This window comes from Hymenobacter actinosclerus, from assembly GCF_900111515.1.
GTDB classification, from domain to species: Bacteria; Bacteroidota; Bacteroidia; order Cytophagales; family Hymenobacteraceae; genus Hymenobacter; species Hymenobacter actinosclerus.
The window spans coordinates 662,282-674,606 of record NZ_FOHS01000001.1 but is presented as its reverse complement, the minus strand read 5'-3'; the positions used below and the strand labels follow the sequence as shown (position 1 = coordinate 674,606).

12 protein-coding genes and 1 pseudogene are annotated in these 12,325 nt (G+C 62.1%); 2 read left to right on the top strand and 11 right to left on the bottom strand.

What is annotated here, in order from left to right; genetic code table 11:
- Positions 1 to 57 precede the first annotated feature (57 nt).
- The 9 genes from BMY67_RS02925 to BMY67_RS02885 form a co-directional block, all read right to left on the bottom strand.
- On the bottom strand, positions 58 to 1,155 hold the full coding sequence (locus BMY67_RS02925) for a succinylglutamate desuccinylase/aspartoacylase family protein (RefSeq protein WP_092768109.1): 1,098 nt from the start codon (positions 1,153 to 1,155) through the stop codon (positions 58 to 60).
- Positions 1,156 to 1,207: 52 nt separating this feature from the next.
- Positions 1,208 to 2,113, bottom strand: coding sequence for a 30S ribosomal protein S6--L-glutamate ligase (gene rimK, locus BMY67_RS02920; RefSeq protein ID WP_092768107.1), 906 nt, complete (start codon positions 2,111 to 2,113; stop codon positions 1,208 to 1,210).
- 94 nt (positions 2,114 to 2,207) lie between these two features.
- Positions 2,208 to 2,675: an ATP-dependent zinc protease family protein gene (locus BMY67_RS02915; protein ID WP_092768105.1), complete on the bottom strand. Its 468-nt coding sequence runs from the start codon at positions 2,673 to 2,675 to the stop codon at positions 2,208 to 2,210.
- 190 nt (positions 2,676 to 2,865) lie between these two features.
- Positions 2,866 to 3,990 carry a PQQ-dependent sugar dehydrogenase gene (locus BMY67_RS02910; protein ID WP_092768103.1) on the bottom strand — a complete coding sequence of 375 codons (1,125 nt, stop codon included), beginning with the start codon at positions 3,988 to 3,990 and terminating at the stop codon, positions 2,866 to 2,868.
- A 78-nt stretch (positions 3,991 to 4,068) separates the two neighbouring features.
- Positions 4,069 to 4,356: a 2TM domain-containing protein gene (locus BMY67_RS02905; protein WP_092768101.1), complete on the bottom strand. Its 288-nt coding sequence runs from the start codon at positions 4,354 to 4,356 to the stop codon at positions 4,069 to 4,071.
- 181 nt (positions 4,357 to 4,537) lie between these two features.
- A complete protein-coding gene (locus BMY67_RS02900; protein WP_092768099.1) occupies positions 4,538 to 5,092 on the bottom strand; it encodes a DUF502 domain-containing protein in 555 nt (184 codons plus the stop codon).
- Positions 5,093 to 5,273: 181 nt separating this feature from the next.
- Positions 5,274 to 6,155 (bottom strand): 4-hydroxy-3-methylbut-2-enyl diphosphate reductase, encoded by an 882-nt coding sequence (locus BMY67_RS02895; RefSeq protein ID WP_092768097.1) that lies wholly within the window; start codon positions 6,153 to 6,155, stop codon positions 5,274 to 5,276.
- Between the two features lie 238 nt (positions 6,156 to 6,393).
- The gene (gene cmk / locus BMY67_RS02890) at positions 6,394 to 7,089 is read right to left on the bottom strand and encodes a (d)CMP kinase (RefSeq protein WP_092768095.1); all 696 of its coding nucleotides are present in this window, start codon (positions 7,087 to 7,089) and stop codon (positions 6,394 to 6,396) included.
- A 38-nt stretch (positions 7,090 to 7,127) separates the two neighbouring features.
- Positions 7,128 to 7,520 (bottom strand): hypothetical protein, encoded by a 393-nt coding sequence (locus BMY67_RS02885; protein WP_092768093.1) that lies wholly within the window; start codon positions 7,518 to 7,520, stop codon positions 7,128 to 7,130.
- 309 nt (positions 7,521 to 7,829) lie between these two features.
- Between BMY67_RS02885 and ade the strand changes: the two genes are divergently transcribed.
- On the top strand, positions 7,830 to 9,533 hold the full coding sequence (ade, locus tag BMY67_RS02880; RefSeq protein ID WP_092768091.1) for an adenine deaminase: 1,704 nt from the start codon (positions 7,830 to 7,832) through the stop codon (positions 9,531 to 9,533).
- Between the two features lie 188 nt (positions 9,534 to 9,721).
- Here the strand turns inward: ade and BMY67_RS02875 are convergent, their stop codons facing one another.
- Together BMY67_RS02875 and BMY67_RS02870 are read right to left on the bottom strand one after the other, a co-directional pair.
- On the bottom strand, positions 9,722 to 10,129 hold the full coding sequence (locus BMY67_RS02875; protein ID WP_092768089.1) for a response regulator: 408 nt from the start codon (positions 10,127 to 10,129) through the stop codon (positions 9,722 to 9,724).
- 43 nt (positions 10,130 to 10,172) lie between these two features.
- Positions 10,173 to 11,147: pseudogene (locus BMY67_RS02870) on the bottom strand (PLP-dependent cysteine synthase family protein); the annotation flags it as partial.
- Positions 11,148 to 11,418: 271 nt separating this feature from the next.
- On the opposite strand from BMY67_RS02870, the gene sucD reads away from it, so the two are divergent.
- Positions 11,419 to 12,300: a succinate--CoA ligase subunit alpha gene (gene sucD / locus BMY67_RS02865; RefSeq protein WP_092768087.1), complete on the top strand. Its 882-nt coding sequence runs from the start codon at positions 11,419 to 11,421 to the stop codon at positions 12,298 to 12,300.
- Positions 12,301 to 12,325 lie beyond the last annotated feature (25 nt).

The window sequence follows — 12,325 nt, the reverse complement described above, 5'->3', positions numbered from 1 at the left end:
TGGTGATGTGGTGAACCAGCTCATCAGTCACCAAATCACTACATCACCAAATCACCGCTACCACACCTCGTCGCCGTGGCCGTCGTCGTGGGGGGTGGGGTCGTCGGCGCGGTCTACCTCGTTCACGTCTTCTTCGGTGCGCTTGAGGGGCTTTTCCTCGAAGGGAACTACCAGGTCGGCGCGGCTGGGGGCGGCGTCGAGGCGGGCCACGTGCACCAGCGCATCGCCCTGGTTCACGACCGGCATGTGGTTGAGGCCGATGATGTAGCCCGTAACGGGCGACTCCAGCCGTACCGACCGCTCGCCGTAGGGGTCGGCTACCGAGCCGTAGGCCTGCCCCTCTTCTACATGCTGGCCCAGCTGCACGAGGCTCCGGAAAATACCGGCGTAGCGCGCCCGCAGCCAGGTTGAGCGCAGGCAGACCACCGTCGGGTGCGCGGGGGCCGGGGCCTCGGCGGCCATGCCCAGGTAGTGCAGCACCCGCAGCGTGCCGGCAATGCCCAGGTCGATGCCGGCCTCGTCGAGCCGCATCGACTCGCCGGTTTCGTACACGATAATGCGGCGGCCCTCCTGCATGGCCGTTTCGCGCAGCGAGCCGGGCCGCAGACCGGCGTGCAGCGTGAACGGCGCGGCAAAGGCGGCAGCCAGCGCGTCGGTTTCGGCGTCTTCGTGCAGCAGGCAGCGGATTTGCGGGGTGTTGGCCCGCGTGGCCCCGCCCGTGTGGAAGTCGATGCCGTAGTCAATCAGGGGCATGATTTCGCGCATGAAGCGGTGGGCGACGCGGCTGGCCAGCGAGCCGCGGGGGTTGCCGGGGAAGCTGCGGTTCACGTCCTTACCGTCGGGCACCTCGCGCGAGAAATTGAGGAAGCCGTAGATGTTGAGGATGGGAATGGCAATGATAGTGCCGCGCAACGGGCGCAACAAATCGCGCCGGATAAGGCGGCGGATGGTTTCGATGCCGTTCACTTCGTCGCCGTGCATGCCGGCCATCAGCAGCACCGTGGGCCCCGGCTCCAGGGCCCGGAACACGTGCACCGGAATGTCAATCACCGTTCCCGAGGGCAGCCGCGAAATCACGAGCCGGGTAAGCACCCGCTCGCCGGGCCCGATAGTAAGGCCGTTGAGGCAAAGCTGGTCGGGGGTAGAGTGGGGCATTTTTGGGGTAATGATGCGCGGAATGCTAAGGATGACAACGACTTTTCTTCAGCTACGCCTTTTTCGCGGCGGTCGACTTCTTTTTCAGCGTCAGCTGCTCGGTGTACTCGATGACTTTACCGGCAATATCGAGGCCGGTGGCGCGCTCGATGCCTTCGAGGCCGGGCGAGGAGTTTACTTCCAGCACCAGCGGGCCGCGCGTGCTTTGCAGCATATCCACGCCCGCAATGCCCAGGCCCAACGACTTGGCAGCCAGCAGGGCGGCGGCCTTCTCGGCCCGGCTCAGCTTTACGAGCTTGCCCGAGCCGCCGCGGTGCAGGTTCGAGCGAAACTCGCCCTCCTTGCCCTGCCGCTTCATGGCGCCCACTACCTCACCGTCCACCACGAAGGCGCGCAAATCGGCCCCCTTGCTCTCGGCAATGAATTCCTGCACGATAATGCGGGCCTTCAGGTTGTGGAAGGCCTCAATCACCGATTGGGCAGCCTTGGCCGACTCGGCCAGCACCACGCCCAGGCCCTGGGTGCCTTCGAGCAGCTTGATGATAACGGGCGCGCCGCCTACCTGCTCAATCATGGCCGGTACGTCGTCGGAGTAGTTGGTGAAGGCGGTTTTGGGCATGCCCACGCCGGCGCGGCTCAGGATCTGCATGGAGCGCAGCTTGTCGCGGCTGCGCACAATCGACTGGCTGTCGATGGCCGTGCGCACCTTCATCATCTCGAACTGGCGCACCACGGCGCAGCCGTAAAACGTAACCGAGGCCCCGATGCGGGGAATAATGGCGTCGAAGCCTTCCAGGCGGCTGCCCTGGTAAATAATGCCGGGCTGGCCTTTTTCGAGTACCAGGTTGCAGTGCAGATGGTCAATTACCACGGGCTCGTGGCCGCGCTGTTCGGCGGCTTCCACCAGTCGGCGGGTCGAATAGAGCTTTGGCTCACGCGATAGAATCGCTACTTTCATTGGGTTGCGGACTGTAGAGGAAGGGGGCAGTTGCCAGTGTCCAGTTGCCCGTTTCATTTGTCGAACAGCTTGGCAACTGGCAACTGACGGAGCATTAGCTGTCGAGGGTGCGCTGAAGTTTGTACGATACGTTGCGCCGGGCTACATCGACCACCAACCGGGCCTGGCGCAGCAGCACCCGGCCCACAAGAACGGGATATTTCATGTCCGAACGGTCGGAAAGGGAAAACTCGGTGGTGAAATCCTGGCCAAACAGCCGGATAACGGCCTCGATTACGTAGCGCTGCTGCACCTCGCCGTTGGAGCTGCGAATGTCGCGCATGCCGAACGTGTCGAAGGTCATGGGCGAGCCGTCGAAATCGGGGTGCGAGGGGTCGAGCAGCTGCACGTGCAGGCGCGTAACGCCGTGCTCGTCGGTTTCTTCGTGGATGTTGGAGCAGTGCAGCGCCCCGGTGAAGGCGCCGGTATCCACCTTGGCTTCCACGCCCCAGAACTGGAGCTCCGGGAAATCAACCAACTCCCGCCGTCCCACCGTGCGCTTGGGTTCACGTTGCTTTTTCATGGGGGGCAAGATAAGGTGAGATGGTGAAATGGTGAGATGGTGAAATGGTGAGGTGGTGAGGTGGTGAGGTGGTGAGTTTGACGTTCCAGGGGCCTGACTGCTCCACTTGCGCCGACAGGCCCCTGGAACGTCAAACTCACCATCTCACCATTTCACCATCTCACCACCTCACCATTTCACCACCTCACCTTCAGCCCTTGTAGCTGATGCGGTATACGGCGTCGTTCTGGTCGTCGGAAACCAGGACGGAGCCATCAGGCATGACGAGCAGGGCTACGGGGCGGCCCCAGGGGGTCTGGCCTTGCAGCCAGCCTTCGGCGAAGGTCTGGTAGCCGGTGGCCTGCCGGCCGGCGGCATCGAGCGTAACCAGCGTGATGCGGTAGCCGATTTTGCTGCTGCGGTTCCAGGAGCCGTGCTCGGGAATGAGAATCTGGTTCTGGTACTTGGCCGGGAACTGCTTGCCGGTGTAGAACTTCATACCCAGCGCCGCCACGTGCGGCCCCAGCTTGCGGGCCGGCTTCACGTAGGTGTCCATCGATTTGCCTTTCCCAAATTCGGGGTCGGGCACGTCGCCGGCGAAAAAGTAGGGGAAACCGAAGTGCTGGCCGGGCTTGGCGGCGCGGTTCAGCTCGTCGGCCGGCAGGTTGTCGCCGAGCTTGTCGCGGCCGTTATCGGTAAACCAGAGCGCCTTGTCCTGGGGGCTCCAGTCGAAGCCGACGGTGTTGCGCACGCCGTAGGCGAAGGTTTCGAGGCCCGTGCCGTCGGGGTTCATGCGGTTGATGGTGGCGAAGATGGGCGCTTCGGGCAGGCAGCTGTTGCAGGGCGCGCCCACCGGCACGTACAGCTTGCCATCGGGCCCGAAGGCAATGTAGCGGTAGCCGTGCCACTCCTTGTCGGGCAACGCCGTGCTTACCACTACTGGCTTGGGGGGCTGTTTGAGCTTGGCGCCCACGTTGTCGTAGCGCAGGATGCGGTTGATTTCGGCCACGTAGAGGCTGCCGTTGCGCACGGCCACGCCGTTGGGCGCGTTCAGGCCCGAAGCCAGCGTAATCACCTCATCGGCGCGGCCGTCCTTGTTGCGGTCGGGCAGGGCGTACACCTTATCGTTCTTGGTACCCACGTACACCGTGCCGTCGGGGCCCAGGGCCAGCTCGCGGGCGCTTTTCACGTTTTGAGCGAAGTAGCTGATACTAAAGCCGGGCGGCAGCCTGATTTTGCTCAGGTTGGCATCAGCAGCCGGCGCGGGACCGGGCGTTATGGCAGAACTCAGGGCCAGCGGGGCCAGCAGCAGGGGCAGAAAATAGCGGGTTTTCATAGTACCCCTAACCCGGCCCCGGCCGGGAAGGTTGCCCAACCCGGCCATTGGCGCATCTTAATTCAAACTGCCGGGCAATTAGCGTAGCTCGTTGCGCTGCTGGCGCACCAGCTTCTCGTACTCGCGCTCCGAACGGTCGGCCCAGTTAAGGCCGGCGTAGGCCTTCAGCCCGCGGGCTACCACGCCGATGCCCCAGAAAAACGACACCCACAGCGGCCAGGGAATGAGATGGGAGTTGCGGTCGGTGAAGTACCACACGGCCCACAGGATGGTATTGACGAACAGGAAAGTGAGCAGGCTGCCCTGAAACCGGGCCCGTTGCCGGGCCAGACGCCAGAGTTGGGGGTTGCGGTCGGTGGTTTCCATGAGCGGGAGGGGTTTAAGTGGTTGACTGCATCAAACCTACCCGTTTCTGTGGCCGGCCCCAACCCGTAGTTACCCAACCGTCGGCCGCGGCTTCCGAAGCGTAGCGGACGGCGGCTGAAGCGGTTGGCAACCACTCAGGGCGCGGCCGGTTCACTTATTCACCAACTCCCTCACTTCACCGCTACCCCAGCCGCGAAACGCCGCCGGAGACGATGAACTTCATGATTTCGCTGCTGGGCAGCTCCAGGTAGGTCACGTTTTCGATGGGCACCAGCACCAGCTCGCCCGAGAAGTTGTAGGAGTGCGGGAAGTACACGGCCAGCAAATCGTCGCGGGTGATGGCGCCCATGGTCGGCTGGGTAACGAAGCCCATTTTGAATACCTGGTCGGCGGCGTTAAGGCGCACCAGCACCGGGCGGTTGAACTTCTGGTTGTCGCCCACGAAGGCATCGAACAGGTCTTTGAGGCTGGAGTAGATGATGCTGACCAGCGGCGTGCGGTGCAGCAGCCGCTCGGTGATGATAAGGAAGGGCCGCACCAGAAACGATTTGGCCACGAAGCCCACGGCCGTAATCAGCAGCACGGCCACCAGCAGCCCCAGCCCGGGGATATCAAAGCTCAGGCCTGCGAACAACTCGTCGAGCCAGCGCAGTACCGCGAACAGAATGTAGGCCGTGAGCCCGATGGGGGCCACAATCAGAAAACCGCTCAGGAAGTAGTTCAGGTATTTGCGCATGGATTGGTGCTTGGGTGACGGGGCCTGGATAGGGCCGTAAAGATACTGTCATCCTGAGCGCAGCGAAGGACCTGCTTACGCCAGCACAGACGTATCAACGATTGGTGCTGGCGTAAGCAGGTCCTTCGCTGCGCTCAGGATGACAGGTAATTTCTACGCTCTATTAACTACGCTCTATCAACTATGCACTAACGCCTACTTCCTCAATCCGCGCTTTCACGCGCTCCATCAGCCACATAGGGGTGCTGGTGGCGCCGCAAATGCCCACCGACTCGGCTCCCTCAAACCAAGCCTCGTCCAGTTCCTGCTCGTTTTCGACGAAGTAGCTGCGCGGATTGGTTTGGTTGACGACTGAGAACAGGGCCTTGCCGTTGGAGCTTTTGCGCCCGCTCACGAAGATGATAATGTCGTGTTGCTGGGCAAAAATGCGCAGGGCCGGCTCGCGGTTGCTCACCTGCCGGCAGATGCTGTCGTTGGCGTCGAAGGAATCGAGCGAGCCGCCGGCCGCTTTGATGCGCTCCTCGATAACGGCTTTCATGTGGTAGAAACCGGCGGTGCTCTTGGTGGTCTGGCTGAACAAGGTTACGGGCCGCGTGAAATCCACCTGGTCGAGGTCGGCTTCACTCATCACGATGATGGCCTGGTTGAGCGTCTGGCCCGTGAGGCCGGCTACTTCGGCGTGGCCGGGCTGGCCGTAAATCACAATCTGGCCCTGCTGGCGGGTCGAGGCGTCGAAGGCGTGCTTCACGCGGTTCTGGAGCTTGAGCACTACGGGGCAGGAAGCGTCAATCAGCTCCAGGTTGTTGCGCAGGGCCAGTTCGTAGGTGGCCGGCGGCTCGCCGTGGGCCCTGATGAGCACTTTGGCATCATGAATTTCCTCCAGCTGCTCGCGGTCGATGATGCGCAGGCCCAGACCGTGCAGGCGCTCCACTTCCATGCGGTTGTGCACGATGTCGCCCAAACAGTACAGGCTATGCTCGTGGGACAATTCGTCTTCGGCCATCTGAATGGCGAATTCGACGCCGAAGCAGTAACCGGAATTCTTATCAATGAGGACGTTCATGCGCTTGGATTTATGAGGCCGGGCCCGACAACGGGCGACTCCGGCAGGCCTGCTAATTACGAGCCAGATTCCGCAGCTATAACAGCGGCGGCAGCCGTTTGGGTCCGCGGGCTGCCGGGCGGCGGCAGATCATTTGTTATCTTGAGCTTGCGAAGGACCTATAGAGAAGGCAATGTGAGATGCTAGCCTCTGTACAGGTCCTTCGCAAGCTCAGGATGACAGACGGACTCTGTACCAATCACCCCTTTACGGCGCGGGAGAACAGGGCGGCCGATACGCGTTCGAGCACGAAATCTACCTGCTCGTCAATCATCATGTGGGTGGTGTCGAGCAACACGGCGTCGGCGGCGCGGCGCAGGGGGCTTTCGGTGCGGGTCGAGTCGAGGTGGTCGCGCTTTTGCAGGTTCTCCACAATGTCCTCGACCGGCACGTGCTCGTTTTTGGTAGCCAGCTCCTCCTGCCGGCGCAGGGCCCGGGTGAGCACTTCGGCCGTCATGAACACTTTCACTTCGGCATCGGGGAAAACGGTGGTGCCGATGTCGCGGCCGTCCATGACCACGCCGCGGCGGCGGCCCATCTGCTGCTGCTGGCGCACCATGGCGTGGCGCACGGCCGGCAGCCCAGAAACCTCGCTCACGGAGTTGGAAATGCGCATCTGCCGGATTTCATCCTCCCGAATCCTGCCGTCGAGGCACAGCTCATTGCGGCCAGTCTGGCGGTTGCGCTTGAAGCTGATTTGCATGTCGTGCAGCGCCTGCTCGATGCGGGGCAGATCGTCGAAGGCAATGCTGTTTTCGAGCAGGTACAGCGTTACGCCCCGGTACATGGCGCCGGTATCGATGTAGGCGTAGCCCAGCTCGGCGGCCACGGCCTTGGCCGTGGTGCTTTTACCGCACGAAGAATAGCCGTCGATGGCAATCACGATTTTCTGCATGGCAAGGTCGGGGCGGCCGGGTTCGGTTGGAGAGCTCACTAAATCCAGGTTTTACGGGCGGGCTGGGCGGCCATGCGCTCGGGCAGGCTCGCAAAAAAATCCGTTACCGATTGCGCGGGCCCTTTGGCCAGCTGCTCGCCAACCCGGTAGAAGGGGTTGAAGAAGTGCACGTCGCCAATGCCCACACCCGTCACGCCCTGGGGGTTCTGGGCCCAGGTGCCGCCATAGGTCTGCACCATGCACTGGCCCAAAAAGCAGCCCAGAGCCTTGATAACGCCTTCGCGGTCGGTTTCCTTGATGATGGGCCGCTGCACTTCAATGAATTCATCGAGCCGCTGCACGGCGGCGGCATCGTAGGTATTGAGGCGCAGCTGGTGGCGGACGGCTTCGGCGGCGTTTTGCAGGGCGGCTAAGGGCGATTCGTCGGGCATGGGCAGGCTGGTAAAGGGCAGGAACAGCCACCAGCCGCCGGGCAGGGCCCGCCGGCTGGTGGTGTTTTAGTGGCTTTCGCAGGGACAGGGAATCTTGCCGGACTTGGCTTTGCGCTTGTAGCTGGCCGTTTTTTTCTGAAGAGCCGAGCGGGAGGCGCAGCCCGCCGTCAGCAGGCCCGAGCCCCCAATACAGGCGGCTAGCAGCAAAGTCACAATCTTTCTCACGGCGCGGATTTTGGGCAAATATACGGTTCTTTACCCGCCCGCCGCTCTGCGGCCCGGTTTTTCCCTGTGTCTTCTGCCCCGCTTATGCCGCTTGATTTTTCGCTCCAGGCCAACGTTATCAACCTGTTCAGCAACACCATAAGTCCCGCCACGGTGCACGTAGCCGGCGGCCGTATCCGGCAAATTGAGCCCCTGGGCCCTACTGCGCCCGACCCGGCCCTGCCCTACGCCCTGCCGGGCTTCGTGGATGCCCACGTGCACGTGGAAAGCTCGCTGCTGGTGCCCTCCGAGTTTGCCCGGATGGCCGTCACGCACGGCACCGTGGCCACCGTGTCCGACCCCCACGAAATCGGCAACGTGCTGGGCGTGGCCGGCGTGAAGTACATGCTGGCCAACGCGGCCCAGGTGCCGTTCAAGTTCTGCTTCGGGGCCCCCTCCTGCGTGCCGGCCACGCCCTTCGAAACCGCAGGAGCCGAAATAACGGCCGCCGACATCGAGGCCCTGTTCCGCGACCATCCCGAAATCGGCTACCTGGCCGAGATGATGAACTGGCCCGGCGTACTCAACCGCGACGAGGTAGTAATGGAGAAGATTGCCCTGGCCCAACGCTATAACCGCCCCGTCGATGGCCACGCCCCCGGCCTGACCGGCGCCGACGCGCGCCGCTACGCCGAGGCCGGCATCAGCACCGACCACGAGTGCTTTATGGCCGGCGAGGCCGTGGATAAGCTGGCGGCAGGCATGCACATCCTGATTCGCGAAGGCTCAGCGGCCCGCAACTTCGAAGCCCTGATTGATTTGCTGCCCGAGCACCACGCGCACCTGATGTTCTGCTCCGACGACAAGCACCCCGACACGCTGCTGGAGGGCCACATCAACCAGCTCGTGCAGCGCGCCGTAGCCCGCGGCCAGGACGTGCTGCAAGTGCTGCACGTGGCCTGCCGCAACCCCGTCGAGCACTACCGCCTGCCCGTGGGCCTGCTCCGCGAAGGCGACCCGGCCGACTTCATCGTGGTGGAAAACCTGGTGGATTTCAAGGTACGCCAGACCTACCTCGACGGCGTACTGGTGGCCGAAAACGGCGTAACCCTGATTGCCGCCGCCCCCGTGGAAGTCATCAACAACTTCACGCCCCACGAGGTCAAAGCCGAAGATTTTATTGTTGAAGTTTCCTCACTTGCAGCAGTAACCGAGGCCGACCAGCAAGGTCAGCCGACGAAAAACGAAGCTACCGTCCGCCTCATCGAGTGCTTCGATGGGCAGCTGATTACAGCCCGGCACGACGAGCCAGCGAGAGTGGAGAACGGGCAGGTAGTGGTCGATTTGAGCCGCGACCTGCTGAAGCTGACGGTGGTAAACCGCTACCACGCGGCCCCGCCGGCCGTGGCCTTCATCCGGGGTTTCGGCCTGCAAGGCGGCGCGCTGGCCAGCAGCGTCGGCCACGACTCGCACAACATCACGGCCGTAGGCGCCGACGACGCCAGCCTGGCCCGCGCCGTGCAGCTGGTGATGGAAGCCCGCGGCGGCCTGGCCGTCGTTTCGCCCGATGGCACCGAGCTGGTTTTGCCGCTGCCGGTGGCCGGCCTCATGTCGGACCAGCCCGGCCCGGCGGTGGCAGCCGCCTACTCGGCCGTCGACGCGGCGGCCAAGGCCCTGGGCTCCCCCCTGCAGGCCCCGTTCATGACGCTCTCGTTCATGGCCCTGCTCGTCATCCCCAGCCTCAAGCTGAGCGATAAAGGCCTGTTTGACGGCGAGGCGTTCCGGTTCGTGGAGAACGTGGTGGGGTAAAAAAGCGTCAAGCCGCAAGCTACAAGCGGCAAGCTGACGGCCTGTCATCCTGGGTAAAGCGAAGGACCTTACTACGCTTGAACGACCGTAATAACGACTCGTCTTCACGCAATGAGGTCCTTCGTTTTACTCAGGATGACAGGCCGTCAGCTTGCCGCTTGTAGCTTGCGGCTTGACGCTCCTTAAACCTAAAACCGCTTTTCCAGCAGCTTGCTTAGCTTTTCCTCCGTCAGGGGCTTGGCCAGGTATTCCACGTTGGGGTACTGGGCCACGCGGGCGGTGTCGGCGGCGTGCATGGAGGTGGTGAGCACGGCCATGACGGTTTTCTCGCGCACTTCCGGAGGCAGGGCGCTGAAGAGCTTCAGGAACTCGAAGCCATCCATGCCGGGCATCTTCAGGTCGACGAACACCAAATCGGGGGCGGCAGAGGTGGCTTCGCTTTTTTCTTCCCCCCAGATTTGCTGGTACGCCTGCTCGGCTTTGTGGTAGGTGTACACCTGCTCGGCCACTTCGAGGCGGCTGAGCAGGCGGTTGTTGAGGAAGCTGGTGGTTTCGTTGTCGTCCACCAAAACGATGCTGCGGAGCTTAGACGCCATGCCGGAAGCGGGAAAAGTAATCAGAGAAAGGGCTAACCGGCTACAGCCAGCCTTGTTCGCGCATCCACTCGTCGTTGTAGATTTTGCCGAGGTAGCGGGTGCCGTGGTCGGGCAGGATGATGACCATCGTATCGTCCTCCTTCAGGTGCTCACGGGCGTATTCGAGGGCGCCGAACACGGCCGAGCCGCACGACCAGCCCACAAACAGGCCTTCCTCCTTGGCCAGCCGGCGCGTCATCAGGGCCGCATCCTTATCGGTTACCTTGATGAAGAGGTCGATGAGGTCGAAATCGACGTTTTTAGGCAGGATGTCTTCGCCGATGCCTTCAGTTTTGTACGAGTAAATCTCGTCCTCATCGAAAATGCCGGTTTCCTTGTACTTCTTGAACACCGAGCCGTAGGTGTCGAGGCCCACCGATACCACGGCCGGGTTCTGCTCCTTCAGGTACTTGCCGGTGCCGCAGATGGTGCCGCCCGTGCCCACGCCGGCCGCGAAATGCGTGATTTTACCCTCGGTCTGCGCCCAGATTTCGGGGCCCGTGGTTTCGTAGTGCGCCTGGGCGTTGGAGAGGTTATCGTACTGGTTGGGGTAGTAAGAGTTCTCGATTTCGGCGTTCAGCTTGCGGGCAATGGAGTAGTAGCTGCGCGGGTCGTCGGCCGGCACGTTGGTGGGACACACGATAACCTCGGCGCCCACGGCCTTGAGAATATCCTGCTTTTCCTTGCTCTGCTTGTCGCTCATCGTGAAGATGCACTTGTAGCCGCGGGCAATGGCCGTGAGGGCCAGGCCCATGCCGGTGTTGCCGCTGGTGCCCTCGATGATGGTGCCGCCGGGCTTGAGCAGGCCCGCTTTTTCGGCGTCGTCAATCATTTTTACGGCCATGCGGTCCTTCACCGAGTTGCCCGGGTTGAAGTACTCCACTTTCACGAGCACCGTGCCTTTGATGCCGTCGGTTACACGGTTGAGCTTCACCAGGGGCGTATTGCCAATGGTTTCAATGATATTATTCAGGTACATAGTCAGCTGGGTGATTTGCGTCCGCAAAGGTAACTTATCCTTAGCTGTTAGCTGCGAGCCGTTAGCTGTTAGCTTCCGTTCAGACAGAAAACCCGTTATCCAATAATTAAAGCGCAGTTATTCGTTTGCCCGGCTACACCAGAACGGAAATCTAACAGCTAATAGCTCGCTGTTAACAGCTATAAAGAGAAAAGCCTACTTTTGCGCTGCCGCCGGCCCGGCGGCCTCTGTTCCCACTTCCTAAGCAGCAATTTCCGCTAATCCCCCTTTTATGAGTGTTCTGGTAAACAAGGATTCCAAAGTGCTAGTGCAGGGTTTCACGGGCTCCGAAGGCTCGTTCCATGCCCAGCAGATGATTGAGTACGGCACCAACGTGGTGGGCGGCGTAACGCCCGGCAAGGGCGGCACCCAGCACCTGGAGCGCCCCGTGTTCAACACCATGGCCGATGCCGTAGCCGAAACCGGCGCCGACACCAGCATCATCTTCGTGCCGCCGGCCTTCGCCGCCGACGCCATCATGGAGGCCGCCGACGCGGGCATCAAGGTCATCATCACCATCACCGAAGGCATCCCGACCAAGGACATGATTGCGGTGAAGGAGTACCTGAAGGGTCGCGAGGGCCTGCGCATGATCGGGCCCAACTGCCCCGGCGTGATGACGGCCGGCGAGTGCAAAGTGGGCATCATGCCCGGCTTTATCTTCACCAAAGGCAAAATCGGTATTGTTTCGAAGTCGGGTACTCTCACCTATGAGGCCGTTGACCAGCTCACCAAGGCCGGCCTGGGCCAGACCACGGCCATCGGCATCGGCGGCGACCCCATCATCGGTACGACCACCAAGGAAGCCGTGGAGCTGCTCATGAACGACCCCGAAACTGAGGGCATCGTGATGATTGGCGAAATCGGTGGCGGCATGGAAGCCGAAGCCGCCCGCTGGATCAAAGAAACCGGCAACAAAAAGCCCGTCGTAGGCTTCATTGCCGGCCAGACTGCCCCTCCCGGCCGCCGCATGGGCCACGCCGGTGCCATCGTCGGCGGCGCCGACGACACGGCCGCTGCCAAAATGGCCATCATGCGCGAGTGCGGCATCCACGTAGTGGATTCGCCCGCCGAAATCGGCGACACCATGTTGCGCGTGCTGGGCGGCAAGTAAGCCTCTCCGATTCTATTTTAAAAGG